22 protein-coding genes and 2 pseudogenes are annotated in these 24,650 nt (G+C 68.4%); 23 read left to right on the forward strand and 1 reads right to left on the reverse strand.

The annotated features are described in order from the left end of the window. From A5787_RS28465 to A5787_RS06060, 14 genes and pseudogenes are all read left to right on the forward strand, one after another. Positions 1–582: pseudogene (locus A5787_RS28465) on the forward strand (PE family protein); the annotation flags it as partial. A gap of 67 nt (positions 583–649) precedes the next feature. Continuing rightward, complete coding sequence (locus A5787_RS06000) at positions 650–1,816, forward strand: CaiB/BaiF CoA-transferase family protein (protein ID WP_066963119.1); 1,167 nt, start codon at positions 650–652, stop codon at positions 1,814–1,816. A 91-nt stretch (positions 1,817–1,907) separates the two neighbouring features. Next, positions 1,908–2,459, forward strand: coding sequence for a hypothetical protein (locus A5787_RS06005; RefSeq protein ID WP_066963122.1), 552 nt, complete (start codon positions 1,908–1,910; stop codon positions 2,457–2,459). Between the two features lie 3 nt (positions 2,460–2,462). Beyond that, the gene (locus A5787_RS06010; RefSeq protein WP_066963125.1) at positions 2,463–3,167 is read left to right on the forward strand and encodes an NIPSNAP family protein; all 705 of its coding nucleotides are present in this window, start codon (positions 2,463–2,465) and stop codon (positions 3,165–3,167) included. Further along, positions 3,164–4,375 carry a cytochrome P450 gene (locus A5787_RS06015; RefSeq protein WP_066963128.1) on the forward strand — a complete coding sequence of 404 codons (1,212 nt, stop codon included), beginning with the start codon at positions 3,164–3,166 and terminating at the stop codon, positions 4,373–4,375. Before A5787_RS06010 ends, A5787_RS06015 begins: the two co-directional genes overlap by 4 nt. Position 4,376: 1 nt before the next feature. Beyond that, positions 4,377–5,345: a zinc-binding dehydrogenase gene (locus A5787_RS06020; protein WP_066963131.1), complete on the forward strand. Its 969-nt coding sequence runs from the start codon at positions 4,377–4,379 to the stop codon at positions 5,343–5,345. After that, entirely contained in the window at positions 5,342–6,082 is a 741-nt protein-coding gene (locus tag A5787_RS06025) for an HpcH/HpaI aldolase/citrate lyase family protein (RefSeq protein ID WP_066963134.1), read from the forward strand. The genes A5787_RS06020 and A5787_RS06025 overlap by 4 nt, the downstream gene beginning before the upstream one ends. After that, the gene (locus A5787_RS06030; RefSeq protein WP_066963137.1) at positions 6,079–6,477 is read left to right on the forward strand and encodes a nuclear transport factor 2 family protein; all 399 of its coding nucleotides are present in this window, start codon (positions 6,079–6,081) and stop codon (positions 6,475–6,477) included. Before A5787_RS06025 ends, A5787_RS06030 begins: the two co-directional genes overlap by 4 nt. After that, a complete protein-coding gene (locus A5787_RS06035; protein ID WP_066963140.1) occupies positions 6,474–7,202 on the forward strand; it encodes an SDR family NAD(P)-dependent oxidoreductase in 729 nt (242 codons plus the stop codon). The genes A5787_RS06030 and A5787_RS06035 overlap by 4 nt, the downstream gene beginning before the upstream one ends. Further along, positions 7,184–8,671 (forward strand): flavin-containing monooxygenase, encoded by a 1,488-nt coding sequence (locus A5787_RS06040; RefSeq protein WP_369829086.1) that lies wholly within the window; start codon positions 7,184–7,186, stop codon positions 8,669–8,671. Before A5787_RS06035 ends, A5787_RS06040 begins: the two co-directional genes overlap by 19 nt. After that, complete coding sequence (locus tag A5787_RS06045) at positions 8,668–9,609, forward strand: alpha/beta hydrolase (protein ID WP_066963146.1); 942 nt, start codon at positions 8,668–8,670, stop codon at positions 9,607–9,609. Before A5787_RS06040 ends, A5787_RS06045 begins: the two co-directional genes overlap by 4 nt. A gap of 54 nt (positions 9,610–9,663) precedes the next feature. Then, positions 9,664–10,971, forward strand: a complete 1,308-nt coding sequence (locus A5787_RS06050) for a hydroxyacid-oxoacid transhydrogenase (RefSeq protein WP_066963149.1) — start codon at positions 9,664–9,666, stop codon at positions 10,969–10,971. 3 nt (positions 10,972–10,974) lie between these two features. Continuing rightward, positions 10,975–11,430, forward strand: a complete 456-nt coding sequence (locus A5787_RS06055) for a thioesterase family protein (RefSeq protein WP_156763785.1) — start codon at positions 10,975–10,977, stop codon at positions 11,428–11,430. Between the two features lie 61 nt (positions 11,431–11,491). Beyond that, the gene (locus tag A5787_RS06060; RefSeq protein ID WP_066963152.1) at positions 11,492–11,932 is read left to right on the forward strand and encodes an SRPBCC family protein; all 441 of its coding nucleotides are present in this window, start codon (positions 11,492–11,494) and stop codon (positions 11,930–11,932) included. A gap of 6 nt (positions 11,933–11,938) precedes the next feature. On the opposite strand, the gene A5787_RS06065 is transcribed toward A5787_RS06060, so the two are convergent. Further along, entirely contained in the window at positions 11,939–12,631 is a 693-nt protein-coding gene (locus A5787_RS06065; RefSeq protein WP_066963155.1) for a GntR family transcriptional regulator, read from the reverse strand. Between the two features lie 137 nt (positions 12,632–12,768). Between A5787_RS06065 and fadD5 the strand changes: the two are divergent. The 9 genes and pseudogenes from fadD5 to A5787_RS06110 all read left to right on the forward strand — a co-directional run bounded on the left by fadD5 (position 12,769) and on the right by A5787_RS06110 (position 24,648). Beyond that, a pseudogene (gene fadD5 / locus A5787_RS06070) lies at positions 12,769–14,438 on the forward strand (fatty-acid--CoA ligase FadD5). A gap of 195 nt (positions 14,439–14,633) precedes the next feature. Next, the gene (locus A5787_RS06075) at positions 14,634–15,446 is read left to right on the forward strand and encodes an ABC transporter permease (protein WP_066963158.1); all 813 of its coding nucleotides are present in this window, start codon (positions 14,634–14,636) and stop codon (positions 15,444–15,446) included. A 1-nt stretch (position 15,447) separates the two neighbouring features. Then, on the forward strand, positions 15,448–16,317 hold the full coding sequence (locus A5787_RS06080) for an ABC transporter permease (protein ID WP_066963161.1): 870 nt from the start codon (positions 15,448–15,450) through the stop codon (positions 16,315–16,317). 2 nt (positions 16,318–16,319) lie between these two features. Beyond that, positions 16,320–17,699: an MCE family protein gene (locus tag A5787_RS06085; RefSeq protein WP_066963164.1), complete on the forward strand. Its 1,380-nt coding sequence runs from the start codon at positions 16,320–16,322 to the stop codon at positions 17,697–17,699. Further along, positions 17,696–18,736 (forward strand): virulence factor Mce family protein, encoded by a 1,041-nt coding sequence (locus A5787_RS06090; RefSeq protein ID WP_066963167.1) that lies wholly within the window; start codon positions 17,696–17,698, stop codon positions 18,734–18,736. The genes A5787_RS06085 and A5787_RS06090 overlap by 4 nt, the downstream gene beginning before the upstream one ends. Further along, positions 18,733–20,322: a virulence factor Mce family protein gene (locus tag A5787_RS06095; protein ID WP_066963171.1), complete on the forward strand. Its 1,590-nt coding sequence runs from the start codon at positions 18,733–18,735 to the stop codon at positions 20,320–20,322. The genes A5787_RS06090 and A5787_RS06095 overlap by 4 nt, the downstream gene beginning before the upstream one ends. Then, the gene (locus tag A5787_RS06100) at positions 20,319–21,938 is read left to right on the forward strand and encodes a virulence factor Mce family protein (protein WP_066963174.1); all 1,620 of its coding nucleotides are present in this window, start codon (positions 20,319–20,321) and stop codon (positions 21,936–21,938) included. The genes A5787_RS06095 and A5787_RS06100 overlap by 4 nt, the downstream gene beginning before the upstream one ends. Positions 21,939–21,955: 17 nt before the next feature. Further along, positions 21,956–23,104 (forward strand): virulence factor Mce family protein, encoded by a 1,149-nt coding sequence (locus A5787_RS06105; RefSeq protein ID WP_066963177.1) that lies wholly within the window; start codon positions 21,956–21,958, stop codon positions 23,102–23,104. Beyond that, positions 23,098–24,648 carry a virulence factor Mce family protein gene (locus tag A5787_RS06110; RefSeq protein WP_066963180.1) on the forward strand — a complete coding sequence of 517 codons (1,551 nt, stop codon included), beginning with the start codon at positions 23,098–23,100 and terminating at the stop codon, positions 24,646–24,648. The genes A5787_RS06105 and A5787_RS06110 overlap by 7 nt, the downstream gene beginning before the upstream one ends. Positions 24,649–24,650 lie beyond the last annotated feature (2 nt).

Raw genomic sequence — 24,650 nt, forward strand, 5'->3', positions numbered from 1 at the left:
GCCCGCCGCACCGGCGGGCGGGTGTACGGGAACGGCGGGGGCGGCGGTAACGGGGGCGTGGCCTTGCGGGACGGCGGCTTGAACGCCTTTACCGGCGGAACCGGCGGAGTCGGCGGCGCCGCGGGGTTGTGGGGCGCTGGCGGGAGCGGCGGGCAGGGCGGCAACAGCGGACCCAACAGTGCGACGGTGTCCACCGGCCAGACCACCTCGTTCGTCCTGAACGGCGGCAATGGCGGCGATGGCGGGCGCGGCGGGTGGCTTCACGGCCTAGGCGGAGCCGGTGGGCAAGGTGGGACGGGCAGCAGCAGTTCACCACCCGTGACCCTTGACGTCGGTACGGGCTTCACGATCCTCAACAACACCCCCGGAAGCGCTACCGTCGGCTACCTTCCCGCTCCCGGCGGCAACATCAATTCCATTAGTCCCGCGGCTTCAACCCTGGCTAGCGGCGGCACGGGCCAAGTGTCGATCACGCTCACGGCCGGCCACACCAGCGGCACCATCCAGTTCATATCCATACCCGCCGGTCTTGCCGGGACCGCGGGCCGGGCCGGCCTCCCCGGGCCCAACGGGTTGTTCTAGGGCGAAATCAGCGGCGCCGACCCCAGTCGATGAGTGGCGCCCGCAGCGGCTGATTAGTGTGCCAGTCATGGCCGGACCGGTGGAAGGCATCAAGGTCGTCGAGCTCGGGGTCTGGGTGGCCGGACCGGCCGCCGGCGGGATCCTGGCCGACTGGGGCGCCGACGTGATCAAGATCGAACCGCCGACCGGTGATCCGGGCCGCCTGTTCGGCCGGATGCTGGGTTGCGACCTCGGGGTCAACCCGCCATTCGAAATGGACAACCGCTCCAAGCGCAGCGTCGTCTTGGACCTCACCACCGACGAGGGTCGCGACACCGCACTCGAATTGCTCAGCGACGCCGATGTTTTCGTGACCAACGTGCGGCCCGGCGCGCTACAACGCCTCGGGCTCGACTTCGAGTCGGTGTCGGCCCACAACCCCCGACTGGTCTACGGCCTGATCACCGGGTACGGCGAGACGGGGCCCGACGCCGACCGCGCCGCCTACGACGTGGCCGCATTCTGGTCGCGGGCGGGGGTGGCCCACCTGCTCACCCGCCCCGGCGAGACGCCCCCGTTCCAGCGCGGCGGCATGGGCGACCACTCCGCCGGGATGACCCTGGCCGCGGCGGTGTGTGCGGCGCTGCTCGCCCGCGAACGCACGGGAACCGGCCAATTGGTGAGCACCTCGCTGTATCGCCAGGGCGCCTACACCGTCAGCTTCGACCTCAACACCTACCTGCTGACGGGCCAGCCGATCGCGATCGGTCAACGCGAAACGATGGGCAACCCGTGCATGAACAACTACACCGCCGGCGACGGGCGGCGGTTCTGGATCGTCGGGCTGGAGGCCGAGCGCCACTGGCCCCCGCTGTGCCGCGCCGTCGGCCGCCCCGAATGGTGCGACGACCCCCGCTTCGCCGACGCCCGGTCCCGCGCCGCCAATGCCGTGCAGCTCATCGCCGAGCTGGACGAGATCTTCGCGGCCCGCCCGCTCGACGAATGGGCGCGGATCTTTGCGGGGGAACCCGACCTCTTCTGGTCGCCGGTCAACGCGCTCGAGGACGTCGTGGCCGACGAGCAGTTCCACGCCGCCGGCGGCATCATCGAGGTGCCCGACGGACAAGCCTCCGTCGCGATGGTGGCCACCCCGGCGGACTTCCATGGCACGCCCTGGGCGCCGCGTTCCGCGGCGCCGGAGCTGGGGCAGCACACCGACGAAGTTCTCGCCGAACTCAAGGCCCGGCGGTCCTGAAGCCGGCCGGGCACCTTTACAAATTTCCCTCGAAGTGTCACGCTGTCCGGTGACAACAAGCCCAGGACAAGCGCTGCAGGAAACGCCAACGATGGTCACTCCAACGTTCAACATCGGCCACGACAGCCGGGTCAGGTCTGCACGATCGACCCGCGCCGACGGTGAATGCCTGCGCTACCGGTTGGACGTCGTCGCGGCCAGCACCGCCGACGTCGTGCAGTCCGCCGGGGGTTGGCTCTACGACCGGGTGATGGCCGGTTGGGAGGTGACCGTGCAGCTGCCGCACGGCTGCGACACCCGCGCGCTGCGGATCCTCGGGGTGCGGGCATTGGACTTCGACGAGCAGCCGGATCCGGCGGGCGCACGGAGCCACACCCTGGCGGTCAGCGCCGAGGCGTTCACCGCCGACGCGCGCGTGCGGGAGAAGGTGCTCGAGGCCATGGGTGACCGTCTGACCGAGGTCGCGTTGTGGGGTGACGGGTGGCCGTTGGCGGTCGACCGCGCGATGACCCAGGCGCAGCACGTGCTCACCGCGGCGGCGCGCAGGTTCAAGGGCTACGCCCTTGCGGCGGCCGGAATCGGCTGCGACTCGGTCGATCCCACCGAGACGCTGCTGTGCGACGCGGCGACCCGGCTCCACTAGCCCATGAAGAAGTACCACCGCCACACCCTGCTCTACCTGCACGAGACGATTTCGCTGGGATCCGGGCGAAGCGACGGCTTCACCGAGGCGTTCACCGACACCTACCAGCCGATGATGGACGACCTCGGCGCCAGGCTCTTCGCGATCTGGGAAACCACCCCCTACAACGGCCATTGGCCGCAGGCCACGGTCATTTGGGAGATCGACGGGTTCGCCGACTACGCCCGCATCGGGGCCGCCCAGGCGCGCGGCGGCAGCCACGAGGCCGCGGCCGGCAAGTGGGCGGCCTACCTGTCCGACATCGGCGCCTCGGGGGAGGGACGGATCATGTACCCCGGTCCCAGCAACAAGACGCTGGCACAGCTGCGCGAAGCGAATTTCGCTGCGCCGCTGGTAATCCAGGAGATCATGCAGACGAAGCCGGGGCGCCAGGACGACTACATTCGTGAGCTGGAGCGCCTGTATGTCCCGTGGTCGGAGCGCACCGGCAAGCGGTGGCTGGGTTCCTTCACCACGACGTTCCGCTACAACGAGGTCATCCACTACTGGGCGCTGGACGGCGGCTGGGAGTGCTTCGCCAATCACTATCCGTCATTCAAGGAGAGCCCGCCCGCCGAGCTCGTCACCTGGATGAGCGTGGCGCCGGCCCTGCGCGACGGCTGGGAAGACTCGATTCTGCAAGCCCTACCCCCATCGCCACTGCAGTGAGCTTTTCGTACGATCCGTTCGACGCGGAAGTAATGGCAAACCCGGTGCCGTACTACCGGATCCTGCGCGATGACCACCCGGCGTACTACATGCCGCAGTGGGACACCTTCGCGCTGTCCCGCTTCGACGACATCTGGCGGGTCCTGGAAGTCAACGACGGCACCTTCGTGGCGTCGGAGGGGACCCTGCCCGCGGCGGCCGTGCTGGCCAAGCACAACACCGGGCCGGTCGACGACCCGCCGCTGCACCCGCTGCCGTTCCACGCGGTGTTCGACACGGATTTGTACGCCGAGATCCGTCGTGCGCACTCCCAGCCGTTGCGCCCGAGGTCGGTGGCCGGACTGGAAGCCAGAATCCGCACGCTCGCCAACGAGCGCCTCGATGCGTTGCTGCCCCAGGGCTCCTTCGACCTGACTCAGCAGTACGGGGGCATCGTCGCGGCTTCGATGGTGTGCGGATTATTGGGCCTACCAGACGATCTCGCGCCACAAGTGCTGGCCGCGGTCAATGCCGGCAGCCTAGCCGAGCCCGGCGAGGGCGTCGACACTGCCCAAGCCAGGCCCAACTACCTCGAATACCTCACACCGGTGGTCGAGCGCCGCCGCGCCGACTCGTCCGGGGATGCGCTGCCGGTGGTCGACGGCCTGCTTGGCTACCGCCTGCCCGACGGCAGCGCGCTGTCCGACGTCGAGGTAGCGACCCAGATGCTCTGCATCTTCATCGGCGGGACCGAAACGGTCCCCAAGATCGTCGCCCACGGGCTGTGGGAGCTCAGCCAGCGGCCCGACCAGCTGGCCGCGGTGTGCGCCGACCCCGTTACCTACGTTCCGATCGCGCGCGAGGAGATGATCCGGTACTGCGCACCGGCGCAGTGGTTCGCCCGAACGGCGCGGAGGCCGTACACAATTCACGGCCAGACGATCGAGCCGGGCCAGCGAGTCATCACCCTGCTGGCGTCGGCCAACCGCGACGAACGGGAATACCCGGAGCCCGACGAGTTCATCTGGGACCGGCCCATCCGCCGCTCGCTCGCGTTCGGACGTGGTCAGCACTTCTGCATCGGCTACCACCTGGCGCGTCTGGAAATCGATGTGCTGCTGCAGGAATGGCTGCGACGGGTGCCGGACTTCGCCATCCAAGGAGACGCCGCCACCCGGCTGCCGTCCAGCTTCCAATGGGGATACAACAACATCCCGGTGGAGGTCTGACGTGTGGTCCTACCGGATCATCGCCCCGTACCGGTTCGAACGGAGGCCGATCCCCGACAACACGGCCGAGCACCTGGCCGACGGTCAAGTGCTGCTGCAGTTTTCGGCCGCCGGCGTCTGCGGCAGCGACCTACCGGCCTTCCGCGGCAACCGGGGCCGGCTTCCGGGCGACGACGGGAAAAGCGCCGCCGAGAAGGACGGCTTCCCGATCCACGAGGTGGCCGGCGAAGTCATCGCCAGCCGGCACCGCGATCACCGCGCGGGCGATCGCGTGGTGGGCTGGGCGTCGGGGTTCGACGGCCTGATGGAACGCGTGATCAGCGATGGCGACATGCTCGCCCCGTACGACCCGGCGCTGAGTCCGGCGGAGGCGGTCGGCCTGCAACCGCTGGCGTGCGTCCTGTACGCGTGCGAACAGCTGCCGGACCTGTCCGGGCGGCACGTCGCGATCGTCGGCCAGGGCTCGATCGGGCTGCTGTTCTCCTACGTCGCCAAGGCGGCCGGCGCCCGGCGCGTCACCGGCGTCGACCCCGTCGACCGCACTGGCCACGCAACGGCTTTCGGGGTCGACGACCCGGTGCGGGCCACCAGCGACCGCTGGGTGAGTCAACTGGCCCCGGGCGACCGCGCCGACGTCGTCATCGAGGCGGTCGGGCATCAGGTGGCCACCCTGGGGCACGCCATCGAAGCCGCTGCCCCCGGCGCCACCGTATTCTATTTCGGCGTGGCCGACGACGAGGCATACCCGATCAACATGCGCCTGATGCTGCGCAACAACCTGACGCTGAAATCCGGTGTGACCCTGGACCGGCGACGCGTCCTGGATCTCGCGGCCAAGTTCACCGATGAACATCCCGAGCTGCTCCGCAGCTATCTCACCCACACCTTCGGCGTCGACGACGTGCAGGGCGCGTTCGACCTGGCTTGCCGGCCGGACCCCGAGCGCATCAAGATCGCGATCGCGGGATGAGCGTCTTCGATCGCAACCACCCGGGCCCGATATGGGGCGGCTGGATCACCGGGCCGACGGTGCTCGGGCCGGAGGAATTCGCCCGGGCCGGTTACGACTACGTGGGTTTCGACACCCAGCACGGCTACCTCGACGACGCCGACGTCGCGCGCATGCTGCGGCGCATCGAGCATGTTCCCATCGGCACGGTGGTGCGGCTGCCCAACGCCGACGCGGCGCCGATCGGGCGGGTGCTGGACGCCGGCGCCGATGCCGTCGTCATCGCGATGATCGAGTCGGCGGATCAGGCCGCCGCGGCGGTGGCCGCCACCCGCCACCAGCCCAGGGGAATCCGCAGCTTCGGCCCGCTGCGCGCCAGCCTCGGCCACGACGCCGCCGCCCTGGAGTCCCGCGTCAGCTTGTTCGCGATGATCGAGACCGCGGCGGCGAGCTCGGGGCTCAGCGAGATCTGCGCCGTCGAGGGCCTAGCCGGCCTGTATGTCGGGCCCGCCGATCTGGCCCTCTCGATGGGAGTGGATGTCGTTGGTGCCACCCAGCATCCGGCGATCATCGATGCCGCCGCGCGCATCCACGCCGCCGCCACCAGCGCGGGGCTGGTCACCGGCATTCACGCGGGGGACGGCAAGACGGGTCGCACCATGGCGAAGCTGGGATTCCGGATGATCACCCTGGCGGCCGAATCGCAGGCGCTGCGGCGCGGGGCCGCGGAGCACCTCCGCGAGGCGACCGGACAATGACCGACCACCACACCGCGGTCCGCGAGGTGATCGCCGGCTACGCGCTGGCCCTCGACGCCGGAGACATCGACCAGTGCGTGGCCCTGTTCGCCGCGAACGCCGAGTTCCTGGTCTACGGCAGGACTTTCGCGGGCCACGACGCCATCGCCCAAATGTTCCGGGACGCGCCGCGCGGACTGCACCACACCGGTGTCTCGCGGATCGACGTCCGCGGGGACACCGCAACGGCCCGGTCGCAGGTGCTGTTCGTCAGGGCCGGTGACCTGCACCTGCGGCCCGCCCTCTACGACGACGAGCTAGTGCTCGCGGACGGGCACTGGCGCTTTCGGCGCCGACGGTGCCAATTCGTCACCAGCCGCGGCCTGTCCGACAGCCCCGAGGTCACGTCATCATGAATGAACGCGTCACCCTGGTGACCGGCGCCGCCGGCGGGCAGGGCTGGGCCATCGCCAAACAGCTGCGTGCGCAGGGCCATTCGGTGGCCGCCTGCGACCGGCGCGCCGGCGAACTCGCCGCCGCGGTCGCCGAGTTGGGTGACGACGGCGTGATCGGAATCGAGCTCGACGTCACCTCGCAGGCTCAGTGGGAGGCGGCCGTCCACACGGTGGTCGAGCGCTTCGGCTCGCTGAGCGCGCTGGTCAACAACGCCGGCGCGCTGCACCGCGCCTCCCTGGCCGACGAGACGGCCGAGGGCTTCGAAAAGGCGTGGCGGGTCAACTGTTTCGGGGCGTTCCTCGGGATCCAGTCGACGCTCCCACAGCTGCGCGCGGCGACGAACGCGTCCGTCGTCAACATCTGCAGTACCGGCGCGATCCGCCCGTTCCCGCGGCACAGCGCCTACGGTTCCGCCAAGTGGGCGCTGCGCGGCCTGACCCAAAACGCCGCCGCCGAACTCGCCCCGCTCGGCATCCGGGTCAACGCGGTCTTCCCCGGGCCCATCGCGACCCCGATGCTCGATGATGCGACCCAGCTGAGGCTCGCCGCCTCGTCGGCGTTCGGCCGCATCGGGCGGCCGGGTGAAATCGCCGACGCGGTCGCGTTTCTCGTCTCCGACGCGGCGTCCTTCATCACCGGCTCGGAGCTGGTCGTCGACGGTGGGCAATGCCTACAGATCGGATGAGTGCACCGAAGATCGGCATCATCGGTGCCGGGCCCGGCGGCATGGCGCTGGGAATCATGTTGGCTCAGGCCGGCTTCCACGACTTCACCATCTTCGACCGCGAGGACGACGTCGGGGGCACCTGGCTGATCAACAGCTATCCGGGGCTGGCGTGTGACGTCAAGTCGCACCTTTACTCCTACTCGTTCGACCTGAATTCGGACTGGTCGCGGCTGTGGCCGGCGCAGCCCGAGATCCTGGAGTACTTCCAACGGTGTGCAGACAAGTACGGCCTGCGCCCCCACCTGAGGTTGCGCACCGAAATCGTCTCCGCGCGTTGGGAGGAAAATAGCCAGCGGTGGTGTCTGACCACCGTGACCGGCGAAACGCACCACTTCGATGTCGTCGTGTCGGCCGTGGGCCTGTTCACCCGGCCGCTCCTCCCGGACCTGGTGGAAGAGGAGCCGTTCACCGGCACGGTGATGCACTCCTCGCGATGGGACCATTCGGTCTCGCTCGAGGGCGCGCGGGTCGCCGTGCTGGGCACCGGATCGACCGCCTCACAGCTGCTGCCGGAACTGGCCAAGGTGGCCGCCAAGGTGTATTCCGTGCAACGGTCGCCCACCTGGATACTGCCCAAGCCGGACCGGCCCTATACCGAAAGGGAGCGCTGGCTTTTCGCGCACATACCGTTCGCCAAGAAGCTGTACCGCACCCGGTTGTGGCTGCGCAGCGAAGCCAACATCTCGGTGATCGAGCACGGCAGCGAAAAGACCCAGGATTTCACCGCGGCCGCGCTCGGCCTGCTCGAAAAGACCGTCGCCGACGAGGAATTGCGCCGCAAGCTGACCCCGGACCACCCGATGGGCTGCAAGCGGCTGGTCTTCTCCTCGGATTACCTGCCCGCCCTGACCAGGCCCAACGTCGAGGTGCTGGACAGCCCGGCGCGCTGCCTGCGCGCCCGCAGCCTGGTCACCGAGGACGGCAGCGAGCGTGACGTCGACGTCGTGGTGTGCGCCACCGGTTACGCCGCGGCGGATTACCTGGGCGAACTGGACGTGTGCGGCGAGCGGGGGACCACGCTGCGGGAGGTGTGGCGCGACGGGGCGTACGCGTATTTCGGCATGGCCGTACCCGGGTTCCCGAACTTCTTCATGCTGTACGGGCCGAACACCAACGTCGGCTCCAACAGCGTGATCTTCATGCTGGAGGCCCAGGCCCGCTACATCGTGCGGGCGCTGAAATACCTGCGGCGCAAGAAAAAAACGTACATCGCGGTGCGGCCGGCCGCGCTGGCCGACTTCGTCGCCAAGGTCGACCGGTGGATGGTCGGCACGGTGTGGACCACCCAGTGCAGCAACTACTTCCGCGCCGCCAACGGGCGAGTGGTGACCCAGTGGCCGCGCAGCGCGCGTACCTTCTGGGGAATGACGCGCAGATTCAGGCCCGCCGACTTCAGCTTCCGGGCCCCGGACGAGCCCGGCCGATGACCGATTTGGACGGTTTCGGCCGCCTGGACCCCGCGCTGCGTGCCGTTGCGACCACGCGAACCGACTTCTCGCTGGACGCGATCCAGCTCATGCGCGAACCGTTCAACGAGCGCCGCCGGGAGGCCGCCGAGCAGACCGATGCCCAGGGCGTCCGCATCGTCGACGACACCGTGGCGGGCGGATCCCGTGGCGTCGCGGTGCGGATCTACCACGGCGCGGAGGCGGATCCGGCCCCCGCTCTCGTGTACTGCCACGCCGGGGGGTTCGCGCTGGGCAATCTCGACACCGATCACCGGCAGTGTGTGGAGCTCGCGCGCCGGGGCCGCTGCACGGTGGTCTCGGTCGACTACCGGCTGTCGCCCGAGCACCCCTTCCCGGCCGCCCTCGACGACGCGATCGCCGTGTTGCGCTGGGTGGCGGCCAACGCGGCGGAACTGGGCCTCGACCCGGCGCGCCTGGCCGTCGGGGGCAGCAGCGCCGGGGCCGCCTTGGCCGCGTGCCTGGCGCACGGCGCCGCCGACGGGTCGCTGCCGCCGGTCGCGTTCCAGCTGCTGCACCAGCCGGTGCTCGACGATCGAGAGACCGCGTCCAAAGCCGAGTTCTGCGCCAGCCCGGCCTTCGACAGCGAGGCGGCGGAGCAGATGTGGCGTTACTACCGGGGCCCCGAAGGCGGAGCCGCATCCGCGGCCGCGCCCGCCCGGCGGGGCGAATTCGGCGGTCTGCCACCGGCTTTGATCACCTGCGCGGAAATCGACCCGTTCCGCGACGAGGCGGTCGACTATGCGCTGCAGCTGCTGCGCGCCGGGGTCTCCGCCGAGCTGCACGTATTTCCGCGCGCCTGCCACGGGTTCGATTCGTTGCTGCCGGACTGGTCGGACTCCCAGCGGTTGTTCGCCCTGCAGGGCCACGCCCTGGCAAGGACCTTCTGCCCTACTTGAACGCCCGAGGCGCCGCAACGATCTGCTGGCCGCTGCACCCGAGATAATGGCGGCATGGCGTGCTGCGAATACCCCATTCCCGCCCAGGACTGCGACGGAGCCTTCACCGTCGACGCGTCGCGGGTGACCTTCGGGCGGGGTTGCCTGGCGGAGCTCGGTGACCGCGCCGGCACCCTGGGGCTGCGGCGGGTGGCGTTGTTCTCCGACGCCGGCGTGGCCGGACTGCCCATCTTTGCCAAGGCGCGCGACTCGTTGGTGGCGGCCGGGCTGGACGTCGTCGCCTATACCGACGTTCACGTCGAACCCACCGACGCGTCGTTCCGGGACGCCGCGCGTTTCGCGCTGGAGTCGAACCCGGACGGCTACGTATCGCTGGGCGGCGGGTCGGTCATCGACACGTGCAAGGCCGCCAACCTGTACGCCACCCACCCCGCCGACTTTCTCGCCTACGTCAACAAGCCGATCGGCGAGGGCAACCCCGTGCCCGGCCCGCTCAAGCCGCACATCGCCTGCCCCACCACCGCGGGCACCGGCAGCGAGGTAACCGGCATCGCGATCTTCGACCTCGTGTCGATGTCGGCCAAGACCGGCATCGCTTCGCATGCGCTGCGTCCCAGCGAGGCGCTGGTCGACCCCGACTGCACCGCGAGCCTGCCCCGCGAGGTCGTCGCCGCGGCGGGTCTCGACGTGCTGTCGCACGCGTTGGAGTCCTACACCGCGCGGCCCTACGTGCGTCGGCGCGCCGCCGAACGGCCCAGCCTGCGGCCCATGAGCCAGGGCGCCAACCCGTGGAGCGACCTGGGCTGCCGCGAGGCGCTGCGCGTCCTGGGCCAGTTCCTGGAGCGCGCGGTGAACGACGCCTCCGACACCCAGGCCCGCGAAGAGATGATGTGGGCGGCCACCCTGGCGGGCATCGCGTTCGGCAACGCGGGCGTGCACGCGCCGCACGGCATGGCCTACGCGGTGGCCGGGCTGGTCCGCGACTTCCGCCCCTCGGGCTACCCGGCCGAAGAGCCGCTCGTGCCGCATGGCATGGCCGTCATCCTCAACGCGCCGTCGTCGTTCCGCTTCACGGCGGAGGTCAGCCCCGAGCGGCACCTGGAAGGCGCCCGGCTGCTCGGTGCCGACACGCAGGGCGCCGGCGCGACCGACGCGGGCGAGGTCCTCGCCACCGAACTCGTCCGCATCATGCGAGCGGTGGGCATGCCCAACGGCCTGGGCGGGGTGGGCTACACCGACGACGACGTGGCGGCCCTCACCGAGGGGGCCCACCCCCAGCAGCGCCTCTTGCAGAACGCTCCGCGGGAGATGAGCAAACCCGTTCTGGCGGACCTGTTTCGGCAAGCCATGCGGTACTGGTAGAGCATGAGCTCACCTCCGTCGGAGAACCTGACCAGCGCCGACTTCCCGGTGCTGTGGCCGGTAGGAACCCGGTGGGCCGACAACGACATGTTCGGCCACCTCAACAACGCGGTGTACTACCAACTGTTCGACACCGCGATCAACGCGTGGATCAACACGACCACGGGGCTCGACCCGCTCGGCACGCCCGCGCTGGGCATCGTCGCCGAATCGGGCTGCCGCTACTTCTCCGAATTGCATTTCCCGGAAGGCCTCACGGTGGGTCTCGCGGTGACGCGCCTGGGCCGCAGCAGCGTCACCTACCGGCTCGGCGTGTTCCGCGGCGATGACGGCGAACCGCAACCCATCACCGCGCTCGGGCACTGGGTGCATGTCTACGTCGATCGGGCCAGCCGCAAACCGGTGCCGATCCCGGACGCCATCCGCGCGCTGCTGGCGACGGCCCGCGTGGACCGCTGAGCCTGAAAAAGCCCTCGGGGCGGCCGGTTTCGGCACGCGCGCGCCCCGCTATGCTTCGCCAATGCCAGTTCTGAGCAAGACCGTCGAGGTCAGCGCCAACGCCGCGTCGATCCTGGGCATCGTCGCCGATTTCGAGCGCTACCCGGAATGGAACAAGGAAATCAAGGGCCTGTGGGTGCTCGCCCGCTATGACGACGGGCGCCCCAGCCAGGTGCGCCTCGACGCCGATTACCAGGGCATGCAGGCCACGTTCATCCAGGCGATCTACTACCCGGGGGAAAACCAGATCCAGACGGTCCTGCAGCAAGGCGACCTGTTCTCCAAGCAGGAGCAGCTGTTCAGCGTCGTGGAGACCGGGGCGGCGAGCCTGCTGACGGTGGACATGGACGTCGAGACCACCCTGCCGGTCCCCGCGCCCATGGTGAAGTCACTCGCCGGCAACGTGCTCGACCATCTCGCGGAGAACCTGAAGCAGCGGGCCGAGCAGCTCGCCACGAGCTAAGCAGACTCAGTCGAAGATTCCGGCCCGGTTCAACATGACGGTCAGCCGGGCCGCCGCGTCGGTGAACTGCCAGACCGTGTGCTCGATCACGGCGTGCGCGTCGCGCCGGCGCAGCGCCGCGATCAACTCCCGGTGGTGGACGACGGTGGCCGCGCCCCACTCGGGGTCCGCCGCGTACACCTCCGCCGGCATGTAGCGCGCGGCGTTCAGCAGGAACCACGCCAACTTGATCCGGCCACTGGCCTGGTTGAAGACGCGGTGAAACGCGAACTCGATGCCGGCGATGGTCGCCGGCTCGCTGGACCCCACCGCCGCCTCGAGCGCGTTGTTGATGCGGACCAACTCGTCGATCTCGGCCTCGGTGATGTGGTCGGTGGCGGCCGAGGCCAGCTCGGTGGCGATCGTCGCCTGCAGCCAGAAGATGTCCTGAATGTCCTGCCGGCTCAGCGGCAGCACGACGTGGCCGCGGTGCGGTTCCAGCTGGACCATGCCCTCGCCGCGCAGCTTCAGCAGGGCCTCGCGCACCGGCGTAACGCTGACCCCGAGCTCGGCGGCGGTCTCGTCGAGGCGGATGAACGTCCCCGGCCGCAACGCCCCCGACATGATCGCCGCCCGCAGGTGGCCCGCGACCTCGTCGGACAACTGCGCCCGGCGCAGCGGCCGCCGGGTCCTCGGCTGCGTCGAAATCGGTGCGTTCACGCGGGCTGCCAGGGGTTTCGCGGGGTCGGCGGGTCTTGTCTTTGCGGCGCTAAACCCATAATGTGACCCACACCACACATGTTTGATCAAATATCAACCTGGCGCAAGCGGTGCCCGAGGTGAAGGGGAGGCAGCAGTTGACCGCGCAATTGGCCAGCCATCTGACCCAGGCCACCGAGCAGCCATACCTGGCCCGTCGGCAGAACTGGTGCACCCAACTCGAGCGGCACGCGCTGATGCAACCGGAGGCGGCGGCGCTGCGGTTCCTGGGGAACACGGTCACCTGGGGGGCGCTGCACCGCCGGGTCTCGGCGCTGGCCGACGCGTTGAGCCGCCGCGGAGTCGGCTTCGGCGACCGGGTCATGATCCTGATGCTCAACCGCCCCGAGTTCGTCGAGGCCGTGCTGGCCGCCAACGCTCTCGGCGCCATCGCGGTCCCGCTGAACTTCCGGCTCACCTCGGCCGAGATCGTCTTCCTGGTCGAGGACTGCGAAGCCCGCGTGCTGATCACCGAATCGGTGCTGGCCCCCGTGGCCACCGGTGTGCGCGACATCCAGCCGATGCTCGACACCATCGTCGTGGCCGGTGCGGCAACCGACGACCGCGTCTTCGGCTACGAGGACCTCATTAACGAGCCCGGCGAACCGCGCGCACCCGTCGACATCCCCAACGATTCGCCGGCGCTGATCATGTACACCTCGGGCACCACCGGCCGGCCCAAGGGCGCGGTGCTGACCCACGCCAACCTGACCGGCCAGACGATGACGGGGCTGTACACCAACGGCGCCGATATAAGTAGCGACGTCGGTTTCATCGGCGTCCCGTTCTTCCACATCGCCGGCATCGGCAACATGCTCACCAGCATGCTGCTCGGCATCCCCACGGTGATCTATCCGCTGGGGGCCTTCGACCCCGGGCAGTTGCTCGACGTGCTGGCGGCGGAGAAGGTCACCGGCCTGTTCCTGGTCCCCGCGCAGTGGCAGGCGGTGTGCGCCGAGCAGCAGGCGCGACCCCGCGAGCTGCGGCTGCGGGTGATGTCGTGGGGGGCGGCCCCGGCGCCCGACGCGTTGCTGCGGGAGATGTCGGCAACCTTCCCCGGAACCCAGATCCTGGCGGCGTTCGGGCAGACCGAGATGTCGCCGGTCACCTGCATGCTGCTCGGCGAGGACGCGATCCGTAAGCGCGGCTCGGTGGGCAAGGTGATCCCCACGGTCGCGGCCCGCGTGGTGGACGAAAACATGAACGACGTGCCGGTCGGCGAGGTGGGCGAGATCGTCTACCGCGCACCCACATTGATGAGCGGCTACTGGAACAACCCGCAGGCGACGGCGGAGGCGTTCGCGGGCGGTTGGTTCCATTCCGGCGACCTGGTCCGGATGGACGAGGACGGCTACGTCTGGGTGGTCGACCGCAAGAAGGACATGATCATCTCCGGCGGCGAGAACATCTACTGCGCCGAGGTCGAGAACGTTCTCGCCGGCCATCCCCAGATCGTCGAGGTGGCCGTCATCGGCCGGGCCCACGAGAAGTGGGGCGAGGTGCCGATCGCGGTCGCGGCCGTCGCCGGCGAGGAGTTGCGGCTCGACGACCTGCACGACTACCTGACCGAGCGGCTGGCGCGCTACAAGCATCCGAAAGCGCTCGAAATCGTCGATGCGCTGCCCCGCAACCCGGCCGGGAAGGTGCTCAAGACTGAGCTGCGGGTGCGCTACGGAGTCGTCACTACAACCGAAAGTGCTTCTGCAGCAAGGGATTCAGCGAACGGAGAGGCAGATTGACGGAAACTGTAACGTTTGCCCGCTGTTGACGAAGGGTTAATTGTGCGCACGCAGTTCACACGGTCACGGCCATCGGGTACATTCCTGTGGTCTCCGTTACTACTTGCGGGTAGGGAGCCGATGGTCACAGACGAAGGGTCGGGGCGAAGTGGGGGCACCCCCAGCGTTGTCGGGGCTAGGGGGATAGGCGTGCGGGCTCGCGGTGCCGAGGGGAGGGGGCAGCGGTGACGACGACGGAAAGTCGGCGGGGCCCCTACCTGGTCGGCTACCTGCGCGACCAGTTGGAGACGCCGCTGACTCTCATCGGCGGATTCTTCCGGATGTGTGTCCTGGCCGGAAAAGCGCTGTTCCGCTGGCCTTTCCAATGGCGCGAGTTCGTCCTGCAGTGCTGGTTCATCATGCGGGTGGCGTTCCTGCCGACGATCATGGTGTCGATCCCGCTGACGGTCCTGCTGATCTTCACCCTCAACGTTCTGCTGGCCCAGTTCGGCGCGGCCGACCTGTCCGGCGCGGGCGCCGCCATCGGCGCGGTCACCCAGCTGGGCCCGCTGACCACGGTGCTGGTGGTGGCCGGTGCCGGCTCGACGGCCATCTGCGCGGACCTGGGCGCCCGCACCATCCGCGAGGAGATCGACGCGATGGAGGTGCTCGGCATCGACCCGATCCACCGGCTGGTGGTGCCCCGGGTGATCGCCGCGACCCTGGTCGCCACGCTGCTCAACGGACTCGTCATCACCGTCGGCCTGGTGGGCGGCTACCTCTTCGGCGTGTACCTGCAGAACGTGTCGGGCGGGGCCTACCTCGCCACCCTGACCACCATCACGGGCCTGCCCGAGGTCATCATCGCGACGGTCAAAGCCGCCATATTCGGCCTGATCGCCGGGCTGGTCGGGTGTTTCCGGGGGCTGACCGTGCGCGGCGGATCCAAAGGGCTGGGCACCGCAGTCAACGAAACCGTGGTGCTCTGCGTGGTCGCGCTGTACGCGGTCAACGTGGTCCTGACCACCATCGGTGTGCGCTTCGGAACGGGGCGCTGACATGTCGACCGGCACCGTGCTGCGCGCCCGCTTCCCGCGGGCGGCCGAAAACCTCAACCGCTACGGCGGTGCCTTCGGCCGCGGACTCGACGACATCGGGCAGATGGCCTGGTTCGGCGCGACGGCCCTGGGGCACATCCCGCACGCGCTGCGCAACTACCGCAAGGAGACCCTGCGCCTGATCGCCCAGATCGGCATGGGCACCGGCGCGATGGCCGTCGTCGGCGGCACCGTCGCCATCGTCGGTTTCGTGACGCTGTCCGGTAGCTCCCTGGTCGCCATCCAGGGGTTCGCGTCCCTGGGCAACATCGGCGTCGAGGCGTTCACCGGGTTCTTCGCCGCGCTGATCAACGTGCGCATCGCCGCACCCGTCGTGACCGGCATCTCGATGGCCGCCACGGTGGGCGCCGGCGCCACCGCGGAGCTGGGGGCCATGCGGATCAGCGAAGAGATCGACGCCCTCGAGGTAATGGGCATCAAGTCGATTTCGTTCCTGGCGACCACCCGGATCATGGCCGGCCTGGTGGTGATCATCCCGCTGTACTCGCTGGCCATGATCATGTCGTTCCTGTCACCGCAGATCACCACGACCGTGATCTACGGACAATCGCACGGCACCTACGAGCACTACTTCCGGACGTTCCTGCGCCCCGACGACGTGTTCTGGTCCTTCGTGGAAGCCATCCTCATCACCGCCGTCGTGATGATCACCCACTGCTTCTACGGGTACAACGCCGGCGGCGGGCCCGTCGGCGTCGGCGAGGCCGTCGGCCGATCGATGCGCTTCTCGCTGGTATCGGTGCAGGTTGTCGTTTTGGCCGCAGCGTTGGCGCTCTACGGCGTCAACCCGAACTTCGCTTTAACGGTGTAGCCATGACGACCACGACAGGGCTCGCCGGAAAGATCAACGCCCCCCGCAATCCGCCGTACAAGTGGGCCGGGGTCGCGGTACTGGTTGTCGCCGTGCTGGTTTTCTTCTGTGTGTTCTGGCAGTTCAGGGGGAACTTCACCGAGAAGACCCAGTTGAGCATGCTGGCTAATCGGGCCGGGCTGGTCATGGACCCCGGCTCCAAGGTCACCTACAACGGGGTCGAGATCGGCCGGGTCGCCGGCATCGCCCCGACCACGGTCGACGGTCAGCCGGCGGCGAATTTCACCCTCGATGTATATCCGAGATACCTCAAGCTGATCCCGTCGAACGTGACCGCCGACATCAAGGCAACCACCGTCTTCGGCGGCAAGTATGTGTCGTTGACGACGCCGAAAAACCCGTCACCGCAAGGGATCTCGCCGCAGACTGTCGCCGCCGTGGTAGGGAACCAACGCTTCAATATCAAAGCCACGTCGGTGACGACGGAGATCAACACGCTGTTCCAGACCATCACCGAAATTGCCCAGCAGGTGGATCCCGTCAAGCTGAACCTGACGCTGAGCGCCGCCGCCCAGGCGCTGACCGGGTTGGGCGACAGGTTCGGCCAGTCGGTCGTCAACGCCAACGCGATCCTCGACGACGTCAACCCGCAGATGCCGCAGGCCCGTCACGACATCCGGCAGCTGGCCGGTCTGGGTGACACCTACGCCAACGCCGCACCGGATCTGTTCGACTTCCTCAACAACGCCGTCGTCACGTCGCGCACGATCAATGCGCAGCAGAAGGATCTCGACCAGGCGTTGCTGTCGGCGGCCGGGTTCGGCAACACCGGCGCGGACATCTTCGAGAAGGGCGGGCCGTACCTGGCGCGCGGGGCCAAGGACCTGGTGCCCACGGCCCAGCTGCTGGACACCTACAGCCCGGAGCTGTTCTGCACCGTCCGCAACTATCACGACATCGAGCCCACGGCCCGGTCGTTCCTCGGCGGCAACGGCTACTCGCTCAACGCCGACACGAAGCTGCTGTCCGGGCTTGGCCTATTGCTCAACCCGCTGTCGGCGGTGACCCTCGTCGGCTTGATCGGAATCTTCGCGCTGCCCACCCAAGGACTTGCGGGCCTGGGGAACATCGCCACTCTGATCGGCGGGGCGCCGAACCCGTACGTGTGGCCCGAGAACCTGCCGCGCGTGAACGCGCGCGGCGGCCCCGGCGGCGCGCCGGGTTGCTGGCAGCACATCACCCATGACCTGTGGCCCGCGCCCGAGTTGGTGATGGACTCGGGCAACAGCATCGCGCCATACAACCACCTCGACACCGGTTCCCCGTACGCGATCGAGTACGTCTGGGGCCGCCAAGTAGGGGACAACACGATCAACCCATGAAAATCTCCGGAACCATCGTCCGACTCAGCATCTTCTCGCTGGTGCTGCTGATCTTCACTGTGATGATCATCGTGGTGTTCGGTCAGATGCGCTTCGACCGCACCTACGGCTACTCCGCGGAATTCACCAATGTCAGCGGGCTGCGGCAGGGCCAATTCGTCCGGGCCTCGGGCGTGGAGATCGGCAAGGTCAGTTCGATCAAGCTGGTCGACGGCGGCAGGCGCGCCCGGGTGAACTTCAGCGTCGACCGCGCGATCCCGCTGTACCAGTCGACGACGGCGCAGATCCGTTACCTCGACCTGATCGGCAACCGGTACCTGGAGCTCAAGCGCGGCGAGGGCGAGGGCGCCGAGAAGGTCTTGCCCCCGGGTGGCTTCATTCCCGTGTCGCGGACCTCGCCGGCGCTCGACCTCGACGCGCTGATCGGCGGTTTCAAGCCACTCTTCCGGGCGCTGGACCCGCAGAAGGTCAACACCATCGCGACCGCGCTGATCACCGTGTTCCAGGGTCAGGGCGGCACCATCAACGACATCCTCGACAACACCGCGCAGCTGACCTCTCAGCTCGGCCAGCGCGACCAGGCGATCGGTGAGGTGATCAAGAACCTGAACGTCGTCCTGGACACCACGGTTCGGCATCGCCAGCAATTCGATCAGACCGTCAACAACCTCGAGGTGTTGATCACCGGGTTGAAGAATCACGGTGACCAGCTGGCCGGCGGGACCGCGCACATCAGCAACGCCGCCGGGACGGTGGCCGACCTGCTGGCCGAGGACCGCGGGTTGCTGCACGGCACCCTGAACTACCTCGACGCCGTCCAGCAGCCGCTCATCGACCAGCGCGAGCAGCTGAACGACTTCATCCACAAGGTGCCGACCGCGCTGAACATGATCGGGCGCACCATCGGTTCCTATGGCGACTTCGTGAACTTCTACGCTTGCGACATCACCCTCAAGATCAACGGGTTGCAGGCCGGTGGTCCGGTGCGCACGGTCAAGCTCTTCTCGCAGCCGACGGGTAGGTGCACGCCGCAATGAGGACGCTGGAACCCCCCAACCGGATGCGCATCGGCCTGATGGGCATCATCGTGACGCTGCTCGTCATCGGCGTCGGGCAAAGCTTCACGAGCGTGCCGATGCTGATGGCCAAACCGCACTACTACGGGCAGTTCACCGACACCGGCGGCCTGAGCACCGGCGACAAGGTGCGCATCGCCGGCATGGACGTCGGGAAGGTGGAAAGCCTCAAGATCGACGGCGACCACATCCTGATCAAATTCAATCTCGGCACCGAAAGGATCGGCACCGAGAGCCGGCTGGCGATCAAGACCGACACCATCCTCGGGAAAAAGGTCCTCGAGATCGAGAACCGGGGCAGCCAGGCGCTGCGGCCGGGGGACTCGTTGCCGATCGGGCAGAGCACCACGCCGTATCAGATCTACGACGCATTCTTCGACGTGACCAAAGCCGCGCAGGGTTGGGACATCGACACGGTCAAGCAGTCGCTGCACGTGCTGTCGGAGACGATCGATCAGACCTACCCGCACCTGAGTTCCGCGCTCGATGGGGTGGCCAAGTTCTCCGACACGATCGGCAAGCGCGACGAGCAGGTCAAGCACCTGCTCGCGCAAGCCAATCAGGTGGCCGGCATCCTGGGGGATCGCAGCGAGCAGATCGACCGGCTGCTGGTGAACGCGAAGGTGTTGCTGGCCGCGTTCAACGAGCGCGGCCAGGCGATCAACGCGCTGCTGGGCAACATCGCCGCCTTCTCCGAACAGGTCAAGGGCTTCATCAACGACAACCCCAACCTCAACCACGTGCTCGAGCAGTTGCGCACGGTCAGCGACATCCTGGTCCAGCGCAAGGACGACCTCGCCGCCGGTTTCACCGAGGTCGGCAAATTCCTGCCATCGTTGAACGAGGCCATCGCGTCGGGACCGTTCTTCAAGGTGGTGCTGCACAACCTGTTTCCCGGTCAGATCGTGCAGCCGTTCATCGACGCCGCGTTCAAGAAGCGCGGTATTGACCCCGAAAACTTCTGGCGCAGTGCGGGTCTGCCGGAATACCGGTGGCCCGACCCCAACGGCACCCGCCAGCCCAACGGCGCGCCGCCGCCGGCGCCGCCGGTGCTGGAGGGCACGCCCGATCACCCCGGTCCAGCAGTCCCGCCCGGGTCGCCGTGCTCGTACACGCCGGCCAACCCCGGCGGCAACATCACCACTGGTGACGAGGGCCTGCCGCGGCCGTGGAACCCGTTGCCGTGCGCGGGCGCGGCCATCGGCCCGTTCGGTGGAGTAGGTTTCCCGGCGCCCGTCGACGTCGCGACGTCGCCGCCGAACCCCGACGGGCTGCCGCCCACCCCGGGCATCAACATCGCCGGGCGGCCGGGCGACCCGCCGCCGAACGTTCCGGGCACGCCGGTGCCACTGCCGACTCAGGCGCCGCCGGGCGCGCGCACCGAGAACCTGGGGCCGGCCGGCCCGACGCCGCCTCCGTCGACGTTCGCGCCCGCGCTGCCACCGGGCCCGCCCGCGCCGCCCGGGCCGGGGAACCAGCTGCCGGCACCGTTCATCAACCCCGGCGGCACGGGAGGTAGCGGCATCACGGGAGGTAGCCAGAATTGAGCACCATCTTTGATGTCCGCAACATCCGGCTGCCGAAGCTGTCCCGGACGTCGGTGATCGTCGGGTCGCTGGCGATCGTGCTGGCGCTGGTGGTCGGCTACGCCGGGTGGCAGCTGTACCAGAAGCTGACCAACAACACCGTCGTCGCCTACTTCCCGGCAGCCAACGCGCTCTACCCGGGCGACAAGGTTCAGATCATGGGGCTGCGGGTGGGCACGATCGACAAGATCGAGCCGGCCGGCGACAAGATGCGGGTCACCTTCCACTATCAGAACAAGTACAAGGTGCCCGCCAGCGCGTCGGCGGTGATCCTCAACCCGACCCTGGTGGCCTCGCGCGCGATTCAGTTGGAGCCGGCCTACAAGGGCGGCCCGGTGCTGGCCGACAACGCCGTGATCCCCGAGGAGCGCACCCAGGTGCCGGTGGAGTGGGACGAGCTGCGCAACAGCATCACCAACATCATCTCCAAGCTCGGCCCCACGCCCCAGCAGCCGAAGGGTCCGTTCGGTGAGGTCATCGAGTCCTACGCGAACGGGCTGGCCGGCAAAGGCAAGCAGATCAACAACACGCTGAACAGCCTGTCGCAGGCGTTGACCGCGCTGAACGAGGGTCGCGGCGACTTCTTTGCGGTGGTGCGCAGCCTGGCGCTGTTCGTCAACGCCCTGCACCAGGACGATCAGCAGTTCGTCGCGCTGAACCAGAACCTGGCCGATGTCACCGGCCGGCTCGCCAGCTCCGACGGCGCCCTGGCCGACGCGATCCAGCAGTTCGACGGCCTGCTTTCCACGGTGCGGCCCTGGCTGGACAAGAACCGCGAGGTGCTGACCCACGACGTCAACAACCTGGCGACGGCGACGAACGCGCTGCTGCAACCCGATCCGCTGAACGGTCTGGAGACCGCCCTGCACGTCCTCCCGACGGCCGCGGCGAACATCAACCAGATCTACCACCCGACGCACGGGTCGGTGGTGGCCGTCCCGGCGATCACCAACTTCGCCAACCCGATGCAGTTCATCTGCAGCTCGATCCAGGCCGGCAGCCGGCTGGGTTACCAGGATTCCGCCGAGCTGTGCGCGCAATACCTGGCGCCGATCCTCGACGCGATCAAGTTCAACTACTTGCCGTTCGGCCTCAACGTGGCCAGCACGGCCGAGACGCTGCCCAAGGAGGTCGCCTACTCCGAGCCTCGCCTGCATCCACCGGACGGATACAAGGACACCACCGTCCCGGGCATCTGGTCACCGGATACGCCGACGTCGCACCGCAACACCGAACACGGGTGGATCGTGGCCCCCGGCATGCAGGGGCAGCAAGTGGGACCGATCACACAAGGCCTCATGACGCCTGAGTCACTTGCCGAACTGATGGGTGGGCCCAACATTCCGCCCGTGCAGTCGACTCTCCACACCCCGCCCGGGCCGCCGAACGCCTACGACGAGGGCCCCTCGCCGGTGATCGGTCAAAACCCGCCGCAGGTGCCGATACCCCCGCCGCCGCCGGGGCCGGAGGTGGCCCCCGGCCCGGTCGCTCCGACGCCCGCGCCGGTCGCGGCGCCGGCCCCCAACGCCGGCGGGCCGGCGGCGCCCGCCGCGGCTGACCTAGGGGGTGGCCAGTGAGTGCGCTGCTAAGGCTGATGCCGAGGATGCGTCACCGGGCCTGGCAGGGGCTGGTGCTCGGGGTGGCCGCGCTGGTGCTGAGCTCGTGCGGATGGAAAGGGATTTCCAACGTGGCGATCCCGGGCGGCCCGGGCAGCGGCTCGGGCGCGATGACCATCTACGTGCAGATGCCGGACACGCTGGCGATCAACGGCAACAGCAAGGTGATGGTCGCCGACGTGTTCGTGGGCTCCATCAAGGACATTCAGTTGAAGAACTGGGTGGCGACGCTCACGCTAGGGATCGACAAGAACGTCAAGCTGCCGAGGAACGCGACGGCCAAGATCGGTCAGACCTCGCTGCTGGGTTCGCAGCACGTGGAACTGGCGGCGCCGCCCAACCCGGTGGGGCAGCTCAAGGACGGCGACACCATTGCGCTGAAGAACTCGTCGGCGTTTCCCACCACCGAGCAGACCCTGGCGAGCCTGTCGCTGATCCTGCGCGGCGGCGGCATCCCGAACCTGGAGGTGCTGCAGAACGAGGTCTTCAACATCTTCAACGGCCGGGGCAATCAGATCCGGGCCTTCCTGGGCAAGCTGGATACCTTCACCGACCAGCTGAATCAGCAGCGAGATGACATCACCCACGCCATCGACTCGACCAACCGGCTGTTGGCGTACGTGGGTGGCCGGGCCGATGTGCTGGATCGGGTGCTGACCGATGTCCCGCCGCTGATCAAGCATTTCGCCGACACCAAGCAGCTGCTGATCAACGCCGTCGACTCCGTCGGCCGGCTGAGCCAGGCCGCCGACCAGTACCTGTCGGAGGCGCGCGGCCCGCTGCATCAGGATCTGCAGGCGCTGCAGTGCCCGCTGAAGGAGCTCGGCAGGGCGTCGCCGTATCTGATCGGGGCGCTGAAGCTGATCCTGACGCAGCCCTACGACATCGACACCATTCCGAAGCTCATGCGCGGCGACTACCAGAACATTTCGATCACCCTGGACGTCACCTACAGCTCGATCGACAATGCGTTCCTCACCGGCACCGGATTGTCGGGGGCCCTGCGCGCGCTCGAGCAGTCGTACGGGCGCGACCCGGAGACGATGATCCCCGACGTCCGCTACACGCCGAACCCGAACGACGCGCCCGGCGGTCCCCTGGTGGAAAGGGCGGATAGGAATTGCTGACTCCCTTCATCCGACGGCAGCTGATCGCGTTCGGGATCCTGACGGTGATCTCGATCCTGGTGCTCGGCGTGTACTACCTGCAGATCCCGAGCCTGGTGGGCATCGGCCGGTACACGCTCAAGGCCGACCTACCCGCGTCGGGCGGCCTGTACCCGACGGCCAACGTGACCTACCGCGGCATCACCATCGGCAAGGTCACCGATGTCGAGCCCACCGAAACGGGCGCGCAGGCGACGATGAGCATCGACAGCCGCTACAAGATCCCGTCCGACACGGTCGCCAACGTGCACTCGGTGTCGGCGGTCGGCGAGCAGTATCTGGACCTGGTGTCGGGCGGCAACCCGGGCAAGTACCTCTCGTCCGGGCAAACCATCACCAGGGGCACCGTGCCCGCCGAGATCGGGCCCGCGCTGGACACCGCCAACCGGGGGCTGGCGGTGTTGCCCAAGGAGAAGATCGGCCAGCTGCTCGATGAGACGGCGCAGTCGGTCGGCGGGTTGGGCCCTGCCCTGCAGCGGCTGGTGGACTCCACCCAGGCGATCGTCGGTGACTTCAAAACCCAGATCAGCGACGTCAACGACATCATCCAGAACTCCGGGCCGATCCTGGACAGTCAGGTCAATTCCAACGCCGCGATCGAGCGCTGGGCGCGCAACCTGAACAACCTGTCCGCGCAGGCCGCCCGGGAGGACGGGCACCTGCGCAGCGTGCTGCGGCAGGCTGCGCCGACCGCCGATCAGGTCAACGAGGTGTTCAACGACGTCCGCGACTCGCTGCCGCAGACGCTGGCGAACCTCGAGGTGGTGTTCGACCTGCTGAAGCGCTACCACACCGGTGTTGAGCAGGTGCTGGTCTTCCTGCCCCAGGGTGCGTCGATCGCGCAGACGGTGGCCGCGCCGTTCCCGAACCAGGCCGCGCTCGACCTGGCGTTGTCGATCAACCAGCCCCCGCCCTGCCTGACCGGCTTTATTCCGGCCGCGGAGTGGCGGTCTCCGGCGGACACCAACCTGGCGCCGTTGCCGTCGGGCACCTACTGCAAGATTCCGATGGAAACCCCGGCCAACGGCGTGCGCGGATCGCGCAACATCCCGTGCACGGACGCGCCCGGCAAGCGGGCGGCCACGCCGCGGGAGTGCCGTGACCCCAACCCGTACGTGCCGGCGGGCACCAACCCCTGGTACGGGGACCCGAACCAGATCCTGACCTGTCCGGCGCCCGCGGCGCGCTGCGATCAGTCGGTGCGGCCCGGCATGGTGATTCCGGCACCGTCCGTTAACAACGGCCTTAACCCGGCTCCGTCGGACCGGGTCCCGGGCACGCCGCCGCCGACCAGCGACCCGTTGTCGCGGCCGGGGAGCGGCACGGTGCAGTGCAACGGCCAGCAGCCCAATCCGTGTGTCTACACTCCGAGCGGGCCCCCCGCCGCCATCTACAGTCCGCAGAGCGGTGAACTGGTGGGGCCCGATGGGGTGAAATACTCCGTCGAGAACTCGACCAAAACAGGAGACGACGGATGGAAGGAGATGCTGGCGCCGGCCGGCTGAAC

The organism is Mycobacterium sp. 852002-50816_SCH5313054-b (genome assembly GCF_001667185.1).
Taxonomy (GTDB): Bacteria; Actinomycetota; Actinomycetes; order Mycobacteriales; family Mycobacteriaceae; genus Mycobacterium.